The organism is Streptomyces sp. NPDC048331, from assembly GCF_043201215.1.
Classification (GTDB): domain Bacteria; phylum Actinomycetota; class Actinomycetes; order Streptomycetales; family Streptomycetaceae; genus Streptomyces.
Genome location: NZ_JBICYT010000002.1, coordinates 186,468 through 208,738, shown reverse-complemented (window position 1 = coordinate 208,738; position 22,271 = coordinate 186,468). Strand labels below are relative to the sequence as shown.

Annotated in this window: 18 protein-coding genes; all 18 read right to left on the bottom strand. The window is 73.2% G+C overall.

What is annotated here, in order from left to right:
* Position 1: 1 nt before the first annotated feature.
* The 18 genes from ACGFYY_RS04465 to ACGFYY_RS04380 all read right to left on the bottom strand — a co-directional run bounded on the left by ACGFYY_RS04465 (position 2) and on the right by ACGFYY_RS04380 (position 22,216).
* Positions 2–766 carry a thioesterase II family protein gene (locus ACGFYY_RS04465; protein WP_393707034.1) on the bottom strand — a complete coding sequence of 255 codons (765 nt, stop codon included), beginning with the start codon at positions 764–766 and terminating at the stop codon, positions 2–4.
* Positions 763–1,455, bottom strand: a complete 693-nt coding sequence (locus ACGFYY_RS04460; RefSeq protein WP_393707032.1) for a 4'-phosphopantetheinyl transferase family protein — start codon at positions 1,453–1,455, stop codon at positions 763–765. Before ACGFYY_RS04460 ends, ACGFYY_RS04465 begins: the two co-directional genes overlap by 4 nt.
* Positions 1,452–2,396, bottom strand: a complete 945-nt coding sequence (locus ACGFYY_RS04455; RefSeq protein ID WP_393707030.1) for a hypothetical protein — start codon at positions 2,394–2,396, stop codon at positions 1,452–1,454. The genes ACGFYY_RS04460 and ACGFYY_RS04455 overlap by 4 nt, the downstream gene beginning before the upstream one ends.
* 46 nt (positions 2,397–2,442) lie before the next feature.
* A complete protein-coding gene (locus ACGFYY_RS04450; RefSeq protein ID WP_393707028.1) occupies positions 2,443–2,628 on the bottom strand; it encodes a hypothetical protein in 186 nt (61 codons plus the stop codon).
* A 66-nt stretch (positions 2,629–2,694) separates the two neighbouring features.
* On the bottom strand, positions 2,695–3,249 hold the full coding sequence (locus tag ACGFYY_RS04445; protein WP_393707026.1) for a flavin reductase family protein: 555 nt from the start codon (positions 3,247–3,249) through the stop codon (positions 2,695–2,697).
* On the bottom strand, positions 3,246–4,319 hold the full coding sequence (locus ACGFYY_RS04440; protein WP_393707024.1) for a MupA/Atu3671 family FMN-dependent luciferase-like monooxygenase: 1,074 nt from the start codon (positions 4,317–4,319) through the stop codon (positions 3,246–3,248). Before ACGFYY_RS04440 ends, ACGFYY_RS04445 begins: the two co-directional genes overlap by 4 nt.
* Positions 4,320–4,363: 44 nt before the next feature.
* Positions 4,364–5,593, bottom strand: coding sequence for an MFS transporter (locus ACGFYY_RS04435; RefSeq protein ID WP_365273927.1), 1,230 nt, complete (start codon positions 5,591–5,593; stop codon positions 4,364–4,366).
* Between the two features lie 19 nt (positions 5,594–5,612).
* Positions 5,613–7,268, bottom strand: coding sequence for an AMP-binding protein (locus ACGFYY_RS04430; protein ID WP_393707023.1), 1,656 nt, complete (start codon positions 7,266–7,268; stop codon positions 5,613–5,615).
* 63 nt (positions 7,269–7,331) lie between these two features.
* Complete coding sequence (locus ACGFYY_RS04425; protein ID WP_393707022.1) at positions 7,332–8,450, bottom strand: HAD-IIIC family phosphatase; 1,119 nt, start codon at positions 8,448–8,450, stop codon at positions 7,332–7,334.
* Positions 8,451–8,482: 32 nt separating this feature from the next.
* Entirely contained in the window at positions 8,483–9,466 is a 984-nt protein-coding gene (locus ACGFYY_RS04420; RefSeq protein ID WP_393707021.1) for a 3-oxoacyl-[acyl-carrier-protein] synthase III C-terminal domain-containing protein, read from the bottom strand.
* A complete protein-coding gene (locus ACGFYY_RS04415; RefSeq protein WP_393707020.1) occupies positions 9,463–10,581 on the bottom strand; it encodes an acyl-CoA dehydrogenase family protein in 1,119 nt (372 codons plus the stop codon). Before ACGFYY_RS04415 ends, ACGFYY_RS04420 begins: the two co-directional genes overlap by 4 nt.
* Positions 10,574–10,864, bottom strand: coding sequence for a phosphopantetheine-binding protein (locus tag ACGFYY_RS04410; protein WP_365273915.1), 291 nt, complete (start codon positions 10,862–10,864; stop codon positions 10,574–10,576). Before ACGFYY_RS04410 ends, ACGFYY_RS04415 begins: the two co-directional genes overlap by 8 nt.
* A complete protein-coding gene (locus ACGFYY_RS04405) occupies positions 10,861–11,751 on the bottom strand; it encodes a 3-hydroxyacyl-CoA dehydrogenase family protein (protein ID WP_393707019.1) in 891 nt (296 codons plus the stop codon). Before ACGFYY_RS04405 ends, ACGFYY_RS04410 begins: the two co-directional genes overlap by 4 nt.
* Positions 11,748–15,257, bottom strand: a complete 3,510-nt coding sequence (locus tag ACGFYY_RS04400; RefSeq protein ID WP_393707018.1) for a thioester reductase domain-containing protein — start codon at positions 15,255–15,257, stop codon at positions 11,748–11,750. The genes ACGFYY_RS04405 and ACGFYY_RS04400 overlap by 4 nt, the downstream gene beginning before the upstream one ends.
* Complete coding sequence (locus ACGFYY_RS04395) at positions 15,254–15,610, bottom strand: phosphopantetheine-binding protein (protein WP_393707017.1); 357 nt, start codon at positions 15,608–15,610, stop codon at positions 15,254–15,256. Before ACGFYY_RS04395 ends, ACGFYY_RS04400 begins: the two co-directional genes overlap by 4 nt.
* On the bottom strand, positions 15,607–18,876 hold the full coding sequence (locus tag ACGFYY_RS04390; RefSeq protein ID WP_393707016.1) for an amino acid adenylation domain-containing protein: 3,270 nt from the start codon (positions 18,874–18,876) through the stop codon (positions 15,607–15,609). Before ACGFYY_RS04390 ends, ACGFYY_RS04395 begins: the two co-directional genes overlap by 4 nt.
* Positions 18,873–20,327 carry a condensation domain-containing protein gene (locus ACGFYY_RS04385; RefSeq protein WP_393707015.1) on the bottom strand — a complete coding sequence of 485 codons (1,455 nt, stop codon included), beginning with the start codon at positions 20,325–20,327 and terminating at the stop codon, positions 18,873–18,875. The genes ACGFYY_RS04390 and ACGFYY_RS04385 overlap by 4 nt, the downstream gene beginning before the upstream one ends.
* The gene (locus ACGFYY_RS04380; RefSeq protein ID WP_393707014.1) at positions 20,327–22,216 is read right to left on the bottom strand and encodes a non-ribosomal peptide synthetase; all 1,890 of its coding nucleotides are present in this window, start codon (positions 22,214–22,216) and stop codon (positions 20,327–20,329) included. Before ACGFYY_RS04380 ends, ACGFYY_RS04385 begins: the two co-directional genes overlap by 1 nt.
* Positions 22,217–22,271: the final 55 nt, after the last annotated feature.

Below are 22,271 nucleotides of genomic sequence, written 5' to 3'. Positions count from 1 at the left end.
GTCATCGGCGGCACCCGTCGTGTGCCCAGGGCTCGGCCCCCGTCGTCGAGAGTCGGTCGAGGAGGACGGGGAAGGGCGGTTCGGCGGCGAGGTAGAAGTGGTCGCCGGGCAGGACCTGGTGGGTGAAGGGGCCGCGGGTGAGGGGGGACCAGGCGGCGCAGTCGGCCGCGGAGACCTCGGGGTCGGTGTCGCCGACCAGGGCGGTGAGGGGGCAGCTGAGCGGGGCGGCGGGGTGGTGGCGGTAGGTGTCGGCGAGGTGGAAGTCGCCGCGGATCGTGGGCAGGACCACGTCGCGGAACAGGGGGGTGTTCAGGAGCCGGTCGTCCGTGCCGCCCAGTTCGCGGAGGGTGGCGAGGATCCCGGCGTCGTCCCGGGCCGCGCGGTGGGCGAGGTCCGAGGGCGGCAGGTGCGGGGCTCGGGAGCCCGAGACGAACAGGTGGACGGGTTCGGCGCCTTCGGCGCGCAGGGCTCGGGCCGTCTCGAACGCCACCGTCGCGCCGAGGCTGTGCCCGAAGAGGGCGACGGGCCCGTCGACGCCGGCGAGTACGGCCTGGGCCGTGTCGTGGGCGAGTTGGAGCACGTCGGTCGCCGGGGGCTCGGCGCTGCGGTCCGCGCGGCCCGGGTAGCGGACGGCGTGGACCTCGATGTCGGGCAGGGCCCTGCCCCAGCGGTGGAAGAAAGCCGCCGACCCGCCCGCGTGCGGGAAGCAGACGAGGCGCAGGCGGGCGCGCGGGCGGGGGTCGGGGCAGGCGAGCCAGGGGGTCATGCCGCCACCGGGTCCCGGGCGAGGAGGGCCGGCAGCCCGATGAGGTGGAGCGGCCGGGTGCCGACGGCGGCCGCCATGCAGGCGGGGCTGTCGGTCCGCCAGTCGAGGAGGTGCCACGTGTCGTCATACCGGCCGTTGTCGGGAACCTCGGAGAGGTCGATGCGTTGCATGCCGGCCAGGTCCGTCACCCCGCACTTGATCAGGGATTCCTTGCGGACCCACGTGCGGAGGAATGCGGTCTGCGCGGACGGGCCCGAGGCCTCCAGGCGGCGCAGTTCCGCCGGTGCGAGGACGTGGGCCATGGCCCGGCGCGGCACCGGGGAGGAGCCGAGGGGCTCGATGTCCACGCCGACGCGGTGGTGGCCGGCCGCCGCGGCGACCACGCCCCGGGCGTGGCTCATGCTCACCGCGAGGTCCGGGTGACCGAGGACGGCCGGTTTGCCGTGCGGTCCTCGGCACTGGTCGCAGTGCTGTACGAGGTGCATGTCCCGCGCGTCGGCACCGGCGACGTGGGCGGCGAGGAGGCGGACCAACAGGTGGGCCGCGATGAAGTCCTCGCGGTCCGAGGGGTTCTTGAAGGCGGCCGCCCTGGTGTGTTCGCCGGGGGAGAGGGCGTCCTCACCGAGGGGTGAGGACCGCAGTACGTCGGCCGTGGTGGCGCTGATCGCCGACGGTGGTCCGGCCGTCACCGGGCGCCCAGGGCGGTGCGCAGCAGGTCGTGGGTGGCGTCCAGGTCCAGGGAGAGGCCCAGTTCCCAGACCGGCAGTCCGCCCAGTGCGGTGCGCAGGTCGGTTTCGACGGCGGCGAGGAGGCCGGGGTCGGACTTGGCGGTGGAGAAGTCGTCGCGGGAGCGTTCGACGGCCTCGTCGAGGTCGAGGTCGCGCAGGGACGGTTCCCCCTGGGTGAGGAAGACCACCGCGTCGGGGCGGGCGGCCGGGCTCAGTTCGAGCGTGGGGACGTCGGTGAGGCCCAGCCGGTACTTGCGTCCGCCGTCGATCTCCGTGCGCTGGGCGGTGTTCAGTTCGGGGCAGCGGGCGATGAGGTCCGGGGAGAGGTAGGTGACCCGGGGGTGGCCCCACACCCGGGGCTCGGCCTCGTCGAGGTGGCGGACCATGATGTCCTCGCCGCACAGGACGGCGCCGCGGTGGGCGGCCCAGTAGGTGAAGGTGGACTTGCCGACGCCGGTGGGGGCGGAGATGAGGGCGGTGCGGCCGTCGATCCGGACCGCTCCGGTGTGCAGGGGGTAGTGGCGCTCGGAGCGGCAGACCAGGTAGAGGAAGAGCCGTTCGAGGATCCAGCGTCCCCAGACGACCGGGTTGTCGAGGTCGGCGCGGGCGAGGGTGACGGTGGCCTTCCAGGCCGCCGGGTCCACGACGGCGCGGGAGCCGCCGGTGTCGATGACGATCGGGTCGGCCTTGAGCACGTCGGCGTTGTGCGGGGGTTCGGTGGTGGGGCCGGCCGGGGGTTCGTCGGAGACGGTGATCTCCAGGTGGAGGCGGGTGCCGCTGTCGGCGAAGACGGTCGCGGGCGGTCCGAAGAACTGGTCGACCATGGGCAGCGCGTCCGGGTCGGTCACGAGTTCGACGCGTATTCCGTAGCACTCGCGCTCGGAGCGGTTCTGGTCTGACATGGCGGCGTGGTTCCTCTCGTCGGGGGACTGCGGGGTCATGGTCGGGTCACACGCCGTGCCAGGCGGGTTCGTAGCCGGTGGGGCCGTCGCCCCGGTCGGGGCCGGCGGTGCGGGAGGGCGGGAACTCGTGGGGTTCGATCCGCTTGAGGTACGGGTCCGGGACGTCCTCGGCGGCGGACCCGGCCGTGGATCCGGCGGTGGTGTGCGTGACGGACTGGGCGTGTACGGGCATGGCGGTCTCCCGGGGAAGGGCGGGCGGGCCGGGGTCGGTCCGGTCCGGTGGTCGGCGCGGCGGCGGTCAGCCCGTGGGGGCGGCCGAGAAGCGGCTGCCGGAGAAGAGCAGCGAGGGCTGTCCGGAGAGGGTGTCGAAGGCGTGGACCGCCCCGATGACCACCGTGTGGTCCCCCGCCGGGTGCGTGTCGTGGACGGTGCAGTCGAAGTAGGCGACGGCGCCGTCGAGGACGGGACAGTGGGTGTACGGGGCCGGTTGCCAGCCGAGTCCGGCGAAGGACTCGCTGCCGACGGGCCGGGAGCGGTCGGCGAACCACCGGGCCGTGTCCTGCTGTTCGGCGCCGAGTACGGACACCGCGAAGCGGCCGGTGTCGAGGATGTACCGGGCGGTGCGCGAGGTGTTGCCGAGCGCGGTGAGGATCAGGAGGGGGTCCAGGGAGGCGGTCGCGAAGGCGTTCACCGTCATGCCGTGCAGTTGCCCGTCGGCGACCGTGGTCAGCACGGTGACCCCGGTGGGAAAGCGGGCCGCCGTACGACTGAATTCGCGGCGCCGGGTGTCTGCGGAGACGATGTCGGTGGTGGTGCCGGCGATCGGGGCGAGCCCGGCGGTCCCGGTGCTCACGCCGCCACCGTGGCGGGTGCGGGGGCGGTGCAGGCGATGCGGAGCCGGTCGAGGTGTTCGAGGCCGGCGAGCACCTGCTCGTCCGGGACGCCGAAGTCGATCAGGCAGGCGATCTCGTCGACTCCGGCCGCCCGGATCCGCTCGACCTTGGCGTGTGCCTTGTCCACCTGGCCGAGCAGGCCGCCGTCCTCGTAGTAGCGCTCGAAGGAACGCTGGACCAGGAAGTCGATGTCCTTCTCCTTGAGTTTCGCCGGGTCGATCCGCCTCTTGCCGTCGGCACCCGAGCCGAGGATGAGTCCCAGCGAGCTGCGCAGGTAGGCGCAGAGCGGCTCGCGGACGGTTTCGCGGGCGGCGTCGTCGTCCTCGTCGAGGTAGGTGTGGACCATCAGCGCGACGTGCCCCGTGTCGCCGTCGGCGGTGGCCTGGGCCGCGTACTCCTCCCGGTAGGCCGCGATCTTCTCGGTGAGTTCGTCGATGTCCTGGCCGAGGAGGTGGGTGAGCACTCCGGCGCCGGCCCGGCCGGCGTTGCGGAAGGTCTCGACGCCGCCGGCGCTGGTGACCCAGACCGGGAGTTCGCGCTGGACGGGCCGGGGGTAGGACCGGACCGACGCGGGCCGGCCGGTGCCGTCCTCGACGGTCATCTCGTCGCCGCGCCACAGGGCCCGCACCTGCTCGACGGTCTCCAGGAACACGGTGCGCCGGTGCTCGTAGTTCTCGGGGCGCAGGGCGAAGTCGACGGCGTGCCACCCGGAGGCGAAGGAGAGGCCGACGCGGCCGCCGGAGAGGTTGTCGACGACGGCCCACTCCTCCGCTATGCGCAGCGGGTGGTGCAGCGGGGCGACGACGCTGCCGGCCCGGATCCCGATGCGTTCGGTGACGGCGGCCACGGCGGCGCCCGCCACGGCGGGGTTGGGGTAGAGGCCGCCGAAGGGGTGGAAGTGGCGTTCCGGGGTCCAGACGGCGGTGAATCCGCGCTCGTCCGCGAAGCGGGCGCCGCTCAGCAGCAGCCGGTAGGGGTCGGTGCCGGGTTTGGTGCTGTCGTTGGCGAAGTAGAAAAGACTGAAGTCCATGTCGGTCTCCGGTGTTGTGGGCGGCCGGCACGAGCCGGTGCGGGTCAGGCTGTGGCGGGCTCGGCGGCCGGTTCGCGGGTGCGTTCGGCCCAGCGGACCGCCCGAGGCATGGCGAGGGCCGCGGCGAGCAGCATGAGGCCGAACAACAGCCAGCCCGGCCAGCCGAAGCTGATCACCAGGGCGGTGGTGACGGCGGGGGTGATGGCCGTGCCGAGCTGGGTGGTCAGGCCGAACATGCCCTGGTACTGGCCCTGGGCGTGGGCGGGGGCGAGCTCGTAGGAGACCGCCCAGGAGCCGGCGGAGTAGAGGAGTTCACCCACCACGTGCACGAGCGTCCCGGCGATCAGGCATACCGCGGCGAGCCAGGCGGAGCGGCCGGCGGCGAGGGCGAACACCCCGCAGCTGAGCGCGGTGAGGACCCCGGAGCGGCTCAGGGCACGGGCTCCGCCCTGTACCGTCTCGGCGCCCTTGCTGGCCCGGACTTGGAAGAGGATCACGATGACGGTGTTGAGCAGCAGGAGTCCGGCGTAGAGGGAGACCGGCGCGTCGGTGCGCTCGGCGATCCAGATCGGCAGGGCGACGGTGAGCAGGCCGCCGTTCATCACGAGGGCGATGTTCAGTACGGAGATCAGGACGAACGGCCGGTCGCTCAGTACGGTGCGGCGGGCTTCCTTCTCCGGGCGCGGAGCCGGGGGGACGGGCGCGAGCGCGAGATAGATCAGCCCGCCGGCCACGTACAGCAGTCCGCTCAGAACGAGCAGGGGCACGTACACGGAGTGGCTGTTGTAGCCGAGCGCGACGCCGCCGAGGACGGTGCCGATCGAGATACCGACGTTGGTGACGGAGCGCAGGTAGGCGCGGGCGCGGACCCGTTCCTCGGAGGGAACGGCACCGGCGACGAGTGCGCCCCGGGAGGAGTTGCCGGCCGATTCGGCCATGGTGACCAGGGAGACCGCGACCAGGAAGCCGACGAAGCCCTGGACGAGGGCGTAGCCGGCGACGGCGACGCCTTGGAGGGCGACGAAGGTGATGGCCATGGTGCGCGGGCCGAGGACGTCGGCGGCGTGGCCCGCGGGGATGCTCACCAGCATGCCGAGCACGGCGGCGACGGTGAGGCCGAGGCCGACCTGACGGGCGGGCAGGTCCACGGAGTGGATGAAGTAGAGCACGCTGACCGAGATCAGGAAGCCGTTGCCACAGGTCCGCACGAGGTTGCTGACGGCCAGGAGCCGGATCACCCCCGGAGGGGGGATCAGATCTCTGAGTATGGACATGGTGAGGGGTGCCTTCCGGTCAGTTGCCCGCGGCGAGGGCGGGAGCGGGGTCGGGCGCGTGGCCGGGCGCCGCGGTGGCCGCGGCCCTCGGGTCGGTCGCGGGCGTCGGGTCGACGAGGGTGCGCAGCAGGGCGGGGCGGTCGATCTTGCCGTTCGGGTTGAGCGGCATCCGCTCCAGGTGGAGGAAGCGCCGGGGCACCATGTGGCCGGGGATGCGCTCGCGCAGCCAGCGGCGCAGCACGGGGGTGGTCTGGGCGCGGCCGGTGTAGAAGGACACCAGTTCCACGTCCGCGTCGCTGCGCAGCGCGAGGACGACGGCCTCGTCGAGTTCCTCGTGGCGGCGGAAGGCCGCCTCGATCTCACCGAGTTCGATGCGGTAGCCGCGCACCTTGACCTGGTTGTCGAGCCGGCCGAGGTGGACCAGGTGGCCGTCCTCGTGTCGGACCCGGTCACCGGTGCGGTAGTAGTGTCCGGCCGTCAGCGGGGCCGAGCCGTCGTGGACGGTGGTGCCGGATCCGTCGCCGGCGAGGAAGCGCCCGTGGTCGTCACCGGGGTCGAGGTAGCCGTCGAAGCGCTGCGAGCCACGGACGCACAGTTCGCCCTCGGCGGCGGCGCGACCGTCCTCTCCGACGACAAGGGTGTCGAGGAAGGGGTAGACGGGGCCGATGGGAACGGTGTCGTTCGAGGTCCGGGGCCAGTCGATCGGGTCGGCGGGCAGTCGGTACTCGGTGCAGGCGACGGTCAGTTCGGTCGGCCCGTAGACGTTCTCGATCACCGAGCCGGGGGCCGCGTCCCGCCAGGCGGCGGCCTGGGCGTAGGTGAGGGGTTCGCCGATGAACACGCTGTGGCGCAGGGTGTCCACCAGGCCGGTCGGGAGGTTGCCGAGGGCCTTGCTGACGGAGACCACGGACGGCACCGAGAACCAGTGGGTCAGGCGCTGCTTCCTGACGTACTCGACGGGGTGCAGCAGCTCGCTGCGCTGCGGCACGACCAGGGTGGCGCCGCTGCCCCAGGTGACGAACAGGTCGAAGACCGAGGGGTCGAAGGTCAGGTCGAAGGTGTGCGAGGTGCGGCAGCCGGGGCCCAGTTCGTAGCGGGCGATGTTGTGCGCGATGTACGGGGAGAGGTTGCGGTGCCGGATCGGCACTCCCTTGGGGCGGCCGGTGGACCCCGAGGTGAACAGTACGTACGCGGTGTCGTCGATCGTGGTGGTGTAGGCGGGCAGGAGCGCGGCGGTCGCCGGGTCCGGCTCGGGAGCGGGCAGTCGGGTGTCGGGCAGGACGAGCACGGTGGCGGGCCCGTCGTGTCCGGCGGTGTCGGGCAGCGCGGCCAGGCCGTCGGACAGGAGCAGGTCGATACCGGCCAGTTCGCACACCGCCCCGTTACGTGCGGCGGGGTACTCCGGGTTGAGCGGGGTGACCACTGCCCCGAGCCTGAGGGCGGCCAGATAGCCGGTGAAGGCCGTCAGGCTGCGGGAGGCCAGCAGACCGATCCGGCGCGGCACGCCGCCGTGTTCGGCGACGAGCCGGTGGGCCAGTGCCTCGGCCCGCCGGTGCAGTTCCCGGTAGTCGATGACGCGGTCGCGCTGCTCACTGTCCCGGAGCTCCAGGGCGGGAGCGTGCGGGTGCGCTTCGACGGTACGGGCGAACCACTCGTAGAGGGTGCGATCGGTCATGGGCGGGCCTTGGTCCTTTGTCCTCGGTTCGGGGCAGTGGGAGTGACGGTGGGAGCGGGCGTGTCAGTCGGTGCCGGGCGCGATGCGGGGCGCGACCAGGCGCATCGTGGTCGGCGGTTCCTGTGCCGAGGGCAGCAGGTGCAGGACGGTCGCCGCCGCGTCGTCCTCGGCGCCGGCGGGCAGCCGCGCGGCGCAGTCGGCGCAGTCCAGCGCCGCGAAGCCGGCGAACCGGTAGGCGATCTCCATGATCCGGTTGCGGTCGGTGGCCCTGAAGTCCGCCGTGAGGTGCGCCCCGGCCTGCGCCGCCTGGTCGATGAGCCAGCGCAGGATCACGGCGCCGGCGCCGAAGGAGACCACCCGGCAGGAGGTGGCGAGGAGCTTGAGCCGCCACACGCCGGGGAGCTTCTCCAGCAGCAGCACTCCGACGGCGCCGTGCGGACCGAAGCGGTCGGTGAGCGAGGTCACCAGCACCTCGTGGTTGTCGTCCGCGAGGAGGGAGCGCAGCGCCGCGTCCGAGTAGTGCACGCCGGTGGCGTTCATCTGGCTGGTGCGCAGGGTGAGTTCCTCGACGCGGGAGATCGAGTCCTCGCCCGCCCGCTCGATCTCCATCACCAGGTCCAGGGTGCGCAGGAACTCCTCGTCGGCTCCCTGGTGCTCGCTGCGCTCCTGCTCCCGCCGGAAGCCGGCCTGGTACATCTCGCGCCGGCGGCGGGCGTCGGAGGTCACCCGCGGGGGCGTGAACTCGGGCAGGTGGGCCAGTTCCTCCGCCTGCTCGGCCGGGTAGCAGCGCACCTCGGGGAGGTGGAAGGCCACCTCGGCGAGCTCGCTCGGCGTGTCGTCGATGAAGGCGATGGTGCGCTCGGCGAAGTTGAGCCCTTCGGCGATCCGGCGGACCGACTGCGACTTGGGACCCCAGCCGATCTGCGGCAGGACGAAGTACGGGGCGAGCCCGAGCTTCTCCAGGAGCGGCCAGGCATGGTCGTGGTCGTTCTTGCTGGCGACCGACTGCAGGATGCCGCGGGCGTCGAGTTCCTCGATGGTCTTGCGGACTCCGTCGGAGACGACGGGCTCGCCGTCCTCCAGCAGGATGCCCTGCCACAGGGTCCGGTCGAGGTCCCAGACGAGGCACTTGACCGTGACCGCCGCCTCCTCGGTGGCCTCACCGGCTGCTTCTTCCGTCACGTCTTCTACCACTGATTCGGTCACGCTGATCGTCACACCTCCCACAGGGTCACCGCCCATGCGGCGACGGGGCTGTTGTTGAGTACGAGTACGAGGTCACCCGGCGAGAGCTCGCCGGAGCGCAGCAGGCTGTCCAGGTTGAACACCACGTCCATCGCGCCTTGGTGGCCGTAGGACCTCAGGTGCTCGCGGCAGATGTCGTGGATCGGCAGGCCGAGCAGCGACTGGTAGAAGTCGAAGGCGCCCGCCGTGACGTTCTGCATGAGGGTGGCCGCGACACGGTCCTTGGCCACGCCCGCCTCGGCGAGCACCTCGTCGACCATCCGGCCGAGCCGTTGGCGGCTGTGCAGGGCCAGTTCGAAGCTGTACCGGTCGGCGGACTTGCACTCCTCGCGCCACTCGTACCAGGGGGTCTGGCGGTAGTCGACGCCGAACAGGTCGTGGAAGGCTCCGTCGGTCTCCATCCTGTGCGCGCGCAGCACGGGCCGTCCGCCGCGGACCATGGTCATCGCGTACGCGCCGTCACCGATCACGGTCACGGGTCGGCGGACCCGGTCGGCGCCGGTGGGGGTGCTCGCGTGGGTGATGAGCACGGACCGCCGGCTCGGGTCCGCGATCAGCAGGTCCCGTGCCAGCGCCCAGGCGGCGCTGGAGCCGGTGCACCCGAGGCCGTCCACGGTGAAGGAGAACGTGCGGTCCAGCTTGGTCTCGTGCTGGACCCGACAGACGTCGGATCCGAGGAGCACGTCGGGGGCCCGGGGACCGACCATCAGGAGGACGTCCGGGTCACCGGGGTGCGCGGCGAGGAGTTCACCGACGGCGCGGGTGGCCAGTTCGGCGTTGCCGCCGCCCGCCTCCACGCCGACCGTGGCGATTCCGGTACCGGTGACGAACTCCCTCTGATCGTGGTCCAGTTGACCGTACTCGGGGAGTTCGCCGACGGGGGTGAGGGTGTCGGGGAGCAGGCAGTGGATGGCGCCGATGCCGATGGCTTCCGGCGTGGAGGGTGTGCTCATGCCCACACCGCCAGCGCGTGGTCGGCCAGCAGAAGGCGGCTGATCTCGTTGCTTCCCTCGATGATCTCCATCACCTTGGCGTCCCGGAAGCCCCGGGCCACGACGTGGCCGTCCTGGGCGCCGGCCGAGGCCAGCACCTGCACCGCCGAGGCGGAGGTTCGCGCGGCCTCGACGGCCGCGACGTGCTTGGCGAGCACCGCGGCCGAGACGAGGTCGGGCGAGCCGCTGTCCCAGCTCGCGCTCGCGGCGGCGCAGTTGTGGGTGGCGGCGCGCTCGGCGATCAGCATCTCGGCCAGGTGCCCGGCGACGAGTTGGTGACCGGCCAGGCGGCGGCCGCCCTGTTCGCGGGTGGCGGCGTGTCGGGCCGCCGCCGTCAGGCAGCCCCGGATGATGCCGGTGCTGCCCCAGGCGACGGACACCCTGCCGTACACGAGGGCGGCGGAGACCAGCAGCGCGGCGGACTGGCCCGCGGCGCCGAGCAGGGCCGTGCGGGGCAGGCGTACGTCGGTCAGCGTGACCGTGGAGTGTCCGGCGGCGCGGCAGCCGAGCGGGTCGGCCACCTTCTCCACGTGGACGCCGGGGGCGTCGGCCGGTACGACCACGGCGGCGGCGCCGGCACCGAAGCGGCCGAAGACGAGCAGCATGCTCGCGTAGCCGGCGCCGGTGACCCAGACCTTGGTCCCGTCCAGGACGATCTCGTCGCCTTCGGGCCGTACGGTGGTGGCCATCGCGGAGAGGTCACTGCCCGCGCCGGGCTCGCTGAAGGCGACGCCGGCCGTCTCGCCGGCCGTGAGCCGAGGCAGGTACTCGTTGCGCTGGGCCGGGCTGCCGAGGCGTTGGATCGTCCAGGCCGCCATGCCCTGCGAGGTCATGAGGGAGCGGGTGGAGCTGCACAGCGCACCGACGTGCGCGGTCAGTTCACCGTTCTGGGCACTGCTCAGTCCGAGGCCGCCGTACTCGGCGGGCACCTGGGCGCACAGGGCGCCCGCCGCCCCGAGTTCCTTGATCACCTCGTCGGGGATGCGGCCGGCCACGTCCCAGGCACCGGCACGGTCGCCGATCAGACGGGTGGCCAGCTCGGCCGGCGTCTCGCTCGGCCGGTCGAGCTCACTCACCGATGTCACCCCCGGCCGGTGCCAGGCGGGCGACCAGCGCGGTCATGGTGCGCACGGTACGGAAGTTCGCCAGCGACAGCTCGTCGCCGGTGACGGCGACGCCGTAGGCCTGCTCGATGTGGACGACCAGTTCGAGGGCGAAGAGGGAGGAGACGCCTCCGCCCGCGAACAGGTCCTCGTCGGCCGCCCAGGTCCGCTTGGTCCACTGGGCGAGGAAGGCCAGCAGGCCGGCCTCGACGGTGGCGGGGGTCAGGTCGCGGGGGGTGATGGCGGTGTTGCTCACAGAACGCCTCCGTACTCGAAGAATCCACGGCCGGTCTTCCGGCCGAAGTCGCCCGCTGCCACCTTCTGGAGGAGCAGCTCACAGGGCTGGTATCCGGCATCGCCGGTGCGGTCGTACAGCACGCGCAGGCTGTCGACCACGTTGTCCAGGCCGATCAGGTCGGCGGTGGCCAGGGGGCCGGTGGTGTGTCCGAGGCAGCCTCGGAACAGGGCGTCGACGGACTCGGCGTCCGCGACTCCGTCCTGCACCAGCTGGGCGGCTCCGTTGAGGGCCCGCTGCAGGACGCGGTTGATGACGAAGCCGGGCCCGTCGCCGACCACGATCGCGTTCATGCCGAGCAGGGTGAGCAGGTCGGTGACCCGCCTCAGCGCGTCCTCGTCGCTGCGGGGCCCGCGGATGACCTCGATGGCCGGGATCAGGTAGGGCGGGTTCATGAAGTGCGCGCCGACCATGTCCTCGGGTCGGGCGGCCGACACGGCCAGCTCGTCGATCGGAATGCCCGAGGTGTTGGAGACCAGCGGGGTGCCCGGTGCGATCACCGCGGAGGCCGCGGCGATCACCTTCGCCTTGGTCTCCGGGATCTCGGTGACCGCTTCGATCACGACCGTCGCGTCGCGGATGTCGTCGATCAGGGTCGTGGTGGTCAGGGCGCCGCTCTCGGCGCCGCGCGGCAGCTTGCCCATGAGCTGCGCCATCCGCAGGCCGCGCGAGACCGCGGTGCGGGCCTGCTCCAGCCGGCTCTCGTCCACGTCGACGAGGACGACGGGCAGGCCGTGGCCCACGACGAGGGTGGTGATGCCGACGCCCATGGTGCCCGCGCCGAGCACGGCGATCAGCTGTCCTGCGGGGTCGGGGAGCGCGTCGGGCGCGGGGGTGTGCTGGCTCACCGGTGGTTCTCCTCGGTGGTGTCGGTGGTGGCCGGGGCCTGGAGCAGGTCGCCGAGCAGCGCCGCGAACTTCGGCTCCTGGCCGGCGAGGTAGGTCAGGCTGCTGCGGACCAGGTGGCCGGTGGGGGCGGGGTCGATGCCCCGACTCTCCAGCCAGGGACGCCAGTTGAGGGCGACCAGGTCGCGCTCGCCGAGCGCGTGGCCCTCCAGTTCGTAGAGGGCGACGCTGGAGAGGATCTCGTCCTGCTCGTGCAGGGCCCGGTCGGCCACCGCGCGCTGCCAGTCGGCGGGGACCGCCGCCGGGGTGCCCCAGCCGGCGTGGCCGAGGAGTTCGAACAGACCGCGGGTGCTGACGGCGACCTCGTCGACGAGGTGGTACGCGTTGCCCGCCGAGGACGGGGTCACCGACAGCTCGGCGACGGCCCGGGAGACGATGTCCACGGGCGCCATGGGCAGGGCGCGGTCGTCGGTGGGGTGACTGCCCACCGCGAGACCGCTGGTGAGGATGTGCCAGATCAGGTCCTTGGTGTTGCAGGCGCCTGTGGCGGTGGAGCCGAGGATGAAGCCCGGGCGGAAGACGCGGACCCGCAGGCCGGTCTCCTGCTCGGCGCGCTCCAGCAGCCGTTCGGCGACCCACTTGCTGACACCGTAGCCGCCCTGCTGCGGGTCGAGGGGCTGCTCACGGGTCTCCAGCACGCCGCCTTCGAGGGCGGTGCCGGTGGCCGCGACGGTGGAGATGAAGCTGAAGTCCCTGATGCCGTGGCGGTTCATCCAGCGCACCAGTTCGACCACGGGCATGACGTTGTCGGTGCGGAGCACCCGGTAGGGCTCGGTGAAGACGACCTTGGCGGCGCAGTGCACCACCCGGCCGATCGTCTTCGAGAGCTCGCCGTCCCCGTAGGACTCGCAGAGCTGCCCGATGTCGGTGAGGTCGCCGAGGACGATCCGTACGCGCTCCGGGTCCGGGGCGGGCAGGGAGTACTCGGCCGACTTCTCGCGCAGCCGCTGCCAGGCCTGCGCCTCGTTCTCCGCGCGGACGACGCAGTAGACGAGGCCGGTGGTGGCGGCCAGGAACTGGTGGAGCAGGAAGACGCCGAGGAATCCGGTGGCGCCGGTGAGCAGGGTGTCCCGGCCCTCGGTCTCGGTGGCGGAGGCCTCCCCGAGGGAGAGTTCCAGGTCGGTGTCGACCAGTTCGCCGTCGCCGTCGGCGATCGGGTCGAAGTCGGCCGAGCCCCGCTCGGCGCCGCTCTTGAAGCCGCTGACGATCTCGGCGAGGCGGCGCACGGTGGCGCGGCTGCCGCCGGCCCGGTGCATGTTGACCAGGATGCCGTGCCGCTGCTGGACCTCCAGTGCCATGCGCACGGACAGCAGGGACGTGCCGCCCAGGGCTCCGAACTCGTCGTCGACGCCGATGGTGCCGATGCCGAACAGCTCGCGCCACAGCGTGACCAGGTCGGCCTCGACCGGGTCCTCGGGGAGCGGGCCCTGGGTTCCGTCGGTGGCGGTGGCCGGAGCGGCCACGGCGCTCGCGCACGCCGGGGTGGCCTCGATCGGCGCGCCGAGCGGGGCGATCCGGTCCAGCGCCCAGTAGCGGCGGCGGCGGAACGGGTAGGTGGGTAGGGCGAGGCGTCGACCGTGATCGCCGGCCAGGGCCTGCCAGTGGATGTCGACACCGCCGAGCCAGGCTTCGGCCAGGGCGCGCTCGACGCGCTCGGTGAGCGGGCCCTCGGCGTCGTCGAGCGGGATGGTCAGGCGGTCCGGGCCGCTCTCGCCGGCGCCGAGCTGGAGGGCGTAGCGGCCGGCGGGCACGGGGCCCAGGGGTCCGCGTACGGTCTGTACCCGCTGCCCGAGGGCGGCGGTGAGCAGGTCGAGCAGCGGCTGCGGGGCCTGGCCGTCCTCGGGGAGGACCAGGACGGGGCGGCGTGAGACGGCCTTGACGGTGCGGACGGCAGGCGGGCGGGGCAGGCGCAACGCGGCCGCCAGCTGCCCGGGTGCGGCGGTGACCACGCGGCGCTCTTCGAAGGAGCGTCGGCCCACCCGCAGGGTGTGGGCGACGTCCGCCGGGTCGAGGCCGCCCGCGTCGAGTGCGTCGGCCAGCTGCCGGGAGAGCTCGTCGAGTTCGCCGCGGGTCTGCGCGGAGAGGGTGAGCACGACCTTCTCGCCGTGGGGCGCGGAGGGGCGCTGCGGGGCCGGCGGGGCGGCCAGCACGACGGAGGCGTTGGTTCCGCCCAGGCCCATCGAGTTGACCAGCACGTGCCGGTCCTCGTCCACGGCCTTGCCGGGGGCGGAGTCGATGGTGAAGGGGCTACCCGCGAGGACTCCGGGATTGCGGGGGCGCTCGAAGAGCGGGTGGGGCGGGAGTTCACCGGTGCGGGCGATGTTCACGGCCTTGATGAAGCCGGCGATGCCGGCGGCGGGCCCGCAGTGCCCGATGTTGACCTTGACCGATCCCAGGCCGGCCCAGCCGGTCTCCTCGGTCGCGCCGGGGGCGGCCGCGGCCCGGAAGCCGTCGGTGAGTCCGCGCAGTTCGATCTGGTCGCCGAGGGCGGTGCCGGAGCCGTGCGCCTCGACGTAGCGGATCTGGTCGGGGGTGACCCCGGCGGTGCGCAGCGCGGTGGACACCACGCCCGCCAGCCCGGCCGGGCTCGGGGCGGTGAAGCCGGAGCGGTCGGAGCCGTCGTTGCCGACGGCGCTGCCGCGGATCACGGCGAGGACGGGGTCTCCGTCGGCGAGTGCGTCGGACAGCCGGCGCAGTACCACCACGCCGACGCCCGAGCTGAACGAGGTGCCGGTGGACCGGGCGTCGAAGGCGCGGCACTGGCCGTCCTGCGACATCAGGCCGCCCGCCTGGTACTGATAGCCGAACGCGGGCTCGTTGACGGTCGCACCGCCGGCGAGCGCGATGTCGCAGTCCCCGGAGAGCAGGGACAACGACGCGTAGTGGACGGCGGTGAGGGAGGAGGAGCAGGCGGTCTGCACGCCGACGGAGGGGCCGCGCAGGCCCAGCTTGTAGGCGACGCGGGACGTCAGGAAGTCGCCGAGGCCGCCGAGGTGCAGTTCCATGTCGTCGGAGGCGGCCGCGACGCCGTGCTGCTGGGCGCGGGCGGTCTGCAGGGCCGAGAGGTAGACGCTCTGGGCGGTGCCGCCGAACACGCCGGTGAGCAGTTCGCCGTGGGTGCCGGGCGCGTGGCCGGCCGCTTCCAGGGCTTCCCAGCACGCTTCGAGGAAGAGGCGCTGAGGCGGGTCGATCGACTCGGCCTCGCTGGGTGAGTAGCCGAAGAACTCGGCCGCGAACTCCTGGGCGCCGGGGAGCGTGGCCGCGACCGGCACGTAGTCCGGGTCGTCGAGCACCTCCTGCGGGACTCCCGCGGAGCGCAGCGCGTCGGGGTCGAGCGGTCTGGTGGAGACCTTGCCCTCCCCGATGTTGCGCCAGAACTCCTCGGGGGTGCGGGCGTCGGGGAATCGGCAGCCGACCCCGACGACGGCTATGTCGAAATCGGAACTCATGCGTGGTCCTTTGCACCGGTGGGGGATACGCGGGCGGAACGGTCGCGCAGCAGGCTGCGGTCGCGGCCCGCGGGTACGGGAGCGGGTACGGCGTCGGCCGTGTGGCCGGACAGGAAGTCGGCCTGGGCGCGGATGGTGCTGTGGGTGAAGAGGTCGGTCGCGTCGATCTCCCGGCCGCCGAGCTCGCGCAGTTCTTCGAGGAGCACGATCAGCAGGATGGAGTCACCGCCGGCCTCGAAGAAGCTGACGTCGGGCGACACGTCGGGGTCTTCGAGCAGCGTGCTCCAGATCCCGGCGATCCGGGATTCCAGCTCCCCGGTGCCGGCCAGGGCGGTCTCCTCTGACAAGGTCACTGGTCTTCCTGCTTTCTGTGCGTCCGGTCCGGTCCGAGCGAGGCGAACACCTCGGCGTCGGGGTCGGTGATCAGTGCGGCGGCTGCCGCGGCCAGCTCGTGGAGCAGCCCTTGTGCGGTCGTGTCGTCGAAGACGGCTTCGGAGTAGGCCAGTCGCCAGCCCGTGCCGTCCGCCCCGCCCGAGGCGGTCAGCTCCAGTTCGTACTTGACCCGCAGCGGGCTGGGCGGGAGGTAGTGGACGTCCGTTCCCTCGCCCAGGTGGGGCGGCCGCATCGGTTCGTCCTCGACGGTGAGGTAGACCGGGGTGAGCGGCGGGCGGTCGAGTCCCCGCCCGGGGTGGAGCGCGGCGGCGAGGGTGTCGAAGGGGACGTCCGCGTGGCGGTAGGCGAGGACGGCGGCCCGGCGGATCCGGTCGAGTGCCTCGCGCCAGGTGGGTCGGCCCGTCAGATCGGCGCGTAGGACGAGTGTGTTGACGAACATGCCGACCGCGTCCGCTTCGGCCGTCTCCTCGCGTCCCGCCCAGGGGAAGGCGATCAGCTGGTCCCGGTCGCCGCCGCGCCGTGCGAGGACGACGGCGAGGAGGGTGGCGGCGGTCATGAAGGCGCTGCACCCGAGTTCCGTGGTGAGGGTGCGGAGCCGCGCCGCGTCGTCCGGATCCAGGTCGAGTGCGCGCACCCGGCCTTCGGTCGACTGGACCGGGGGGCGTTCCCGGTCGTGCGGGAGCGCGATGTCGGTGGGGGCGCCGCGCAGGGCCGCCAGGTAGTCGGCGGCCCGCTCCTCGCCGCCCGAGGGGGCGGTGGCGGTCCGGGCGGGGTGGACGGCGGGTGCGAGCCGGGGCTCCCGGTGTTCCCGGCCGGCCCGGTACGTCTCGCCGATCTGGTCCAGGAGGATCTGAACGGAGCGCCCGTCGGACACCGAGTGGTGCGTGGTGAGCAGGAGCAGTGTCCGGTCCTCGCGGAGCACGATCTCCGCCCGGGCGGGGGCGTCGACGGCGAGGTCGAACGGCGCCCACGAGCGCTCGCCGAGGTAGGCGTCGAGCTTCTCGGTGTCCCAGGCGCTCGCGTCCACGGTCACCACGGGCGGCGCGGGGCCGTCCGTCCGGTAGAAGAGGGTGCGGGCGCGGGCGTCCAGCTCGAAGCGGGAACGCAGTCCGGGGTGTCGGCCGAGCACGGATTCCACGGCCGCGGTCAGCGCCGCGGTGTCGAGCGGGCCGTGCACCTCCAGCAGGCAGGGGATCGTGTACGCGGTGCGCAGCGCGGCGATGCGGTCGACGAACCACAGGCGCAGTTGGGCGGGGGTGGCGCGGTGGCGGTTCGTGTCCGGATCGGCGTCTCCCGCGTCGGCGCCGGTCGCGGTGTCCTCCTCGACCGGGGGACGGGTGGACGCGTCCTGGAGCATGCGGCCGAGTCCGGTCACGGTCGGATCGGCGAGGAACTCCCGCAGGGACAGCGGCCGTCCGCCGAGGCGTTCGGCCGCGGCGAGGACCCGTACGGCGAGCAGCGAGTGCCCGCCGAGGGTGAAGAAGTCCGCGTCGGGGCCGAGGTGCGCGGCGTCGGGCGCGGGGGAGTCCGGGTCGGGGCGGGCGTCGGTGAGGGCCCGGGCGATGAGGCGGGCGGCCTCGCGCTGCGGGCCGGTCAGCTCGGCCGGTCCCGCGGACGCGTGGGGCAGCGGCCGGTCGTGCATCCGGGACAGGGCCTCGAAGTCCAGCTTGTCGTTGGCCGTCAGCGGCAGTCGCCGGACGGCGTAGACCTGCGAGGGCAGGACCGCGGAGGCCACCCAGTTCAGCAGCGGCTTCAGGATGGCGTCACGGGTCGGCGGGGCGTCCTCGTGGGCTCCGTCCCGGTCCAGGACCACGTAGGCGACGAGCCGGGGCGGGGTGCCGACGGCCCGGACGGCCGCGGCGGCCACCGCCGGGTGCTCCTCGATCAGCTTGCGGATCTCCTGGGGTTCGATCCGGTTCCCGAGGATCTTGACCTGGTCGTCGGCGCGGCCGAGGCAGTCCAGCCGGCCGTCCGGGCGCAGGACGCCGCGGTCGCCGGTGCGGTACATGCGGGCGTCGGGCTCGTCGGTGTACGGGTCGGGCAGGAAGGCATCCCGGGTCCGATCCGGCTGTCCGAGGTAGCCGAGTGCGACGGCCTCACCCGCGATGTAGATCTCGCCGGGGACGCCCGGCGGGATCTCCTCCTGGTGGGGTCCGAGCACGTACACCCGGGTGTTGGGGAGGGGGTGGCCGATGGTCGGTTCCTCGTCGTGGTCCGGGCGGAACGCGGCGAAGGTGCTGATACAGGAGTTCTCGGTGGGTCCGTAGAGGTTGCGGATCGGCGCTCCCCAGCGCTCCCAGGCCTCGGTTGCGAGCTGCCGTGTGAGGACTTCCCCGGCGGTGGTGAGGCTGCGCAGCGCACTGCCGCCCCGGGGCATGCCGCCGTGGTCCACGTCGTCCCGCGCCTCCTCGAGCCGCGCCTCCTCGTCCTGTGCCGCGTCGAGGACGCCGCGCAGCAGGCTCGGGGTCATGGAGACGACCGTGGCCCCGTCCGGTCCCGCCAGCAGGCGGCACAGGGCGCGCGGGTCACGGCGCTCGGCGTCGTCGGCGTAGATCAGCCGGGAGCCGGCCACGAGGGTGCGGAACGTGTCGAAGGTGGCGCCGTCGAACGCCGAGCCCCAGGTGCACAGCACCCGGTCGGCGGGGGTGAGGCCGGTGTCGGAGGCCCACCACAGGGTGTTGTTGAGGAGGCCGCGGTGCGCGATGACCACGCCCTTGGGCCGGCCGGTCGTACCGGAGGTGTAGATCACCACGGCCGGGTCCTCGGGGCGCAGCGGGGCGAGGTCCCGGCCGGTGCCGTGGTCCGCTCCCGCGCCGGGGTCGGCGAGGTCGAGCAGTTCGGTGTCGGCGGCCCCGGCCCGCAGCAGGGCGCGGCCGGCCTCGTCGACCAGGGCCACCCGGGCCGTGACCTCGGAGACGACGTGCGCCAGGCGCTGCCGGGGCGTGTCCAGCGAGAGGGGGACGTAGGCGGCCCCGGAGCGCAGTACACCGAGCCAGCCCGCGACCATGGCGCCGCCGCGGTGGGCGAGTACGGGTACGTGGTCGCCGGATCCGATGCCACGGGCACGCAGCGCCCGGGCCACCCGCCAGGCGGCCTCGTCCAGGTCCCGCCAGGTCATGTGCTCGCCGGCGCAGCCGACGGCCACGGCGTCGGGGTCGCAGGCCTCGATGACGCGGTCCAGTACGTGGACCACGGTGAACGCGGCGGTCTTCTGCGAGGGCGTCATGACCGGTTACCTCCGTGTCCGGTGGCGAGGAGGGCCAAGCGTTCGGCCACGAGGTCGCGGCGCTCTCCTTGGACGATCCCGGGGTGGGCGGCGCCGGGTGGGCGCCGGGTGAGGGGCAGGCGGCGCAGTGCGCACGTGGGGTCCGCGAGGGCGGCGGCGAGCAGGGCCTGGAACTGTTCGGCCACCGACTCGGCGAGCTCGGGACCGTAGAGGTCGAGGTCGTACTCCACCGTGCCGCGGACGCCGTCCGGCCCCTCCTCCACCAGGAGGAGCAGACCGAACTTGGCGCTGCCGGTCGGCAGCAGTTCGGGGACCTCCCATGCCACGCTCCCGTCCGTGGGCGGTGCGGGCATGTTCTGCAGTCCGAATCCGATCTCCACGAGCGGGCCGAGGCCCGCCTCGGCGCGCCCGGGTGCCGCGGCCGCGCTGAGCCGGTCGTACGGAAGGCGGCTGAGGGTCAGGGCGCGGTAGGCCTCGGCGCGGACCTGGAGGCAGAGCTCCTCGAAGCTCTGGTCCGGCTCCGGGTGGCAGATCAGCGGGACCGTATTGACGAAGAAGCCGACCAGCTTCTCCAGATCGGGGAGTTGGCGGTCCGCGGCCACGGTGCCGAGGATGAAGCGCTCCCGCGCCGACCACCGCTGCACCACGGTCTGGAAGGCGGCGAGCAGGACGGTGTACGGGGTGGCGCGCAGCCGCGCGGCCAGGTCGGCGACATCCGTCCACAGGTTCGGGTCGAGGCGGAAGGTGTGCTGGGCTCCGCGCCGCGCACCCTCGGGGACGAGGGAATGGGCCTTGCGTTCACCGAGGACGAGGTGTCCGGGGCAGGACAGAAGCTGGTCGGCCCGCTCGGCGAGTTTGCGCAGGATCGCGGGGGAGGCGCAGGCCTCCTTCTCCAGTGCGGCGTAGTCGGTGTACTGGAGCGGCAGGTCGGGCAGGTGCGGGGCGGCGCCGTCGACGGCCGCCCCGTAGGCCTCGGCCAGGTCGGTGAAGAGGGGCAGCAGGGACCAGCCGTCCACCGCGATGTGGTGGATGTTCAGGAGGACGAGGTCCCCTTCGGGTGCGCCCTGCCAGACGGTGCAGCGCAGCGGGGGCCGGGCGGCCAGGTCGAAGGGGCGGCGGGCTTCCCTGTCGATCGCCTCGGGTGTCGGGTGGGCCGCGCACGCGACGGTGTCGACGGGAACGGGGTGCGCCTCGACGACGATCTGTACGGGCTGCCCGTCACGGAGCGCGTAGACGGTACGGAGCACCTCGTGCCGGACGGTGACGGCGGTGAGCGCCTTGGTGAGCGCGGCCACGTCCACCGCCCCGCGCCAGCGCAGGAGGAGCGGAACGTTGTAGGCCGCCGAACCGGGGGCTGCCGCGTCGATGAACCACAGCCGTTCCTGCGCCGTGGACAGCGGTGCGGTGCGGGCCGCCTCGGGGAGCGGCCGCGGGTCGTGTCGGGGGTCCATCAACGTCCCTTCGCGGCGGGGTCGGGGTGCCGGTCCGCCAGTTGGGCGGCGAGGTCGGCGAGGGTGGTGGCCAGCAGCACGTCGGCCGGTTCCACGTCGAGGTCGAGCTCCTTGGACAGCCGGGAGGCGGCCTGGATGGCGAGGATGGAGTTTCCGCCCAGGGCCAGGAAGTCGTCGTCCGGGACGGGTGTGATGTCGGGGAGGAGGTCGGCGAGGACGGAGAGCACGACCGCCGTCACCGGATCCGTCGGCGTCGCCTCCTCCGCGTCCCGCGCCCGCGTGTCCCGCTCCGGCCGAGGGGCGCTCTCGTCGAGGGTCGCGAGGAGGAGGGCGCGGTCGGTCTTGCCGGTGGCGCCGAGCGGGACGGAGTCCAGCACCCGCCAGGCGGTCGGCACCATGTAGGAGGGGACCTCGTCGGCCAGCCGGCGGGCCAGCTCGGCGGTCAGTTCGGCGTCCGTGCTCGGGGCCTCTCCCGGTCGAGCCGGTCGGGGCAGGACGAACGCGGTCAGCCGCTCGGCGCCCGCCGCACCGGTCTTCTCCACGAAGGCGGCGTCGACCAGGCCGGATCGCGTGACGGCCTGCTCGATCTCCTCGAGCTCGATCCGGAACCCGCGCAGTTTCACCTGGCGGTCGGCGCGACCGAGCAGTTCGAGGGCGCCGTCGGTGCCCTGACGGGCGAGGTCGCCGGTGCGGTAGTGCAGGTCGCCGCTCCGGTCCCCGGGCGCGGCCAGGGCGACGAACCTCTGGGAGGTCAGGTCGGGTCGTCCCAGGTAGCCGGCCGCGACCCGGGCTCCGCCGATGTACAGCTCTCCGGTCCCGCCCGGGGCGACGGGCTTCCCGTCCCCGTCCAGGATCCGCAGATCTGTCTGGTGCAGCGGCTGCCCGATCGGAATGCGGTCCCGGGCGGCCAGGGATTCCTCCGTACAGACGAACCACGTGGCGAAGGTGGTGGTCTCGGTGGGGCCGTACACGTTGACCAGCCGGGTGGGCGGCCGGTCGGCGAGGACCCGGCGGGTCGCGGCGAGGTCCAGCTGCTCCCCGCCGACCAGGACGTCGCGCACGCCGTGGAGGGCGGCGGGCTGTTCGCGCGCCACCATGTGGAAGAGCGAGGTGGTGAGGAACATCGTCGTGATGCCCTCGTCGCGCACCAGCCGCGACCAGGCGGGCACGGTCATGTCGGTCACCGCCGGCAGCACGACGACGGTGGCCCCGGCGGCGAGGGTGCTCCACACCTCGAAGGTGAGGGCGTCGAAGGCCGGGTTGGCGAGCTGGGCCACCCGGTCCCCTGCGCCGATGACGCAGTAGCGGGGCTCGGTGGCGAGACTGACCACCGCGCGCTGCGGGACGACGACGCCCTTGGGCACCCCGGTGGAGCCGGACGTGTAGGCGACGTACACGGGGTCCTCGGAGCCCGCCGGCTCGCCGCCGGTGAGAAGGGTCGCGTCCTCGTCCCCGGCGTCGTCGCCGAGGGCGGTCGGATCGACGCGGCGCACTCCGGCCGGTATCCGCGAGGTGGGTGCCCCGTCCACCGCGACGACGACCCGCACCTCGGCGGCGGCGAGCATCGCGTGGATCCGGCTGTCCGGTGCCTTGCCGTCCAGCGGCAGGTACGCGGCGCCGGCTCGGACGATGCCGAGCAGAGTCACCAGCAGGTCCTCGCCGCGGTCCAGGTCGATCCCGACCAGGTCGCCGCGGCCGATGCCCGCGTCGGTCAGCCGCCGGGCGAGGCGGCCCGCCGCGGTCCACAGCCGTGCGTAGGTCAGCTCGCGGCCCGTCACGGCATCGCGGACGGCTGTCGCGTCCGGCCGGGCGGTGACCCGGCGGAGAATCAGCGCCTGCACGGACTCCGGGGATCCTCCCGGCCCGGCGATGCGCGCGGTGTCTGCCATGCGGCGAACTCCCTTGTGTGAGACGGCACTCGGCCGTCCAGAGATGAACAGGAGG

What these genes read in the sequence shown, in the direction of transcription:
- ACGFYY_RS04440 (WP_393707024.1), bottom strand. Translation starts at nt 4,319, where the DNA reads ATGGACTTCAGTCTTTTCTACTTCGCCAACGACAGCACCAAACCCGGC.
- ACGFYY_RS04385 (WP_393707015.1), bottom strand. Translation starts at nt 20,327, where the DNA reads ATGGACCCCCGACACGACCCGCGGCCGCTCCCCGAGGCGGCCCGCACC.
- ACGFYY_RS04465 (WP_393707034.1), bottom strand. Translation starts at nt 766, where the DNA reads ATGACCCCCTGGCTCGCCTGCCCCGACCCCCGCCCGCGCGCCCGCCTG.
- ACGFYY_RS04430 (WP_393707023.1), bottom strand. Translation starts at nt 7,268, where the DNA reads ATGACCGATCGCACCCTCTACGAGTGGTTCGCCCGTACCGTCGAAGCG.
- ACGFYY_RS04435 (WP_365273927.1), bottom strand. Translation starts at nt 5,593, where the DNA reads ATGTCCATACTCAGAGATCTGATCCCCCCTCCGGGGGTGATCCGGCTC.
- ACGFYY_RS04420 (WP_393707021.1), bottom strand. Translation starts at nt 9,466, where the DNA reads ATGAGCACACCCTCCACGCCGGAAGCCATCGGCATCGGCGCCATCCAC.
- ACGFYY_RS04455 (WP_393707030.1), bottom strand. Translation starts at nt 2,396, where the DNA reads ATGTCAGACCAGAACCGCTCCGAGCGCGAGTGCTACGGAATACGCGTC.
- ACGFYY_RS04390 (WP_393707016.1), bottom strand. Translation starts at nt 18,876, where the DNA reads ATGACGCCCTCGCAGAAGACCGCCGCGTTCACCGTGGTCCACGTACTG.
- ACGFYY_RS04380 (WP_393707014.1), bottom strand. Translation starts at nt 22,216, where the DNA reads ATGGCAGACACCGCGCGCATCGCCGGGCCGGGAGGATCCCCGGAGTCC.
- ACGFYY_RS04450 (WP_393707028.1), bottom strand. Translation starts at nt 2,628, where the DNA reads ATGCCCGTACACGCCCAGTCCGTCACGCACACCACCGCCGGATCCACG.
- ACGFYY_RS04400 (WP_393707018.1), bottom strand. Translation starts at nt 15,257, where the DNA reads ATGAGTTCCGATTTCGACATAGCCGTCGTCGGGGTCGGCTGCCGATTC.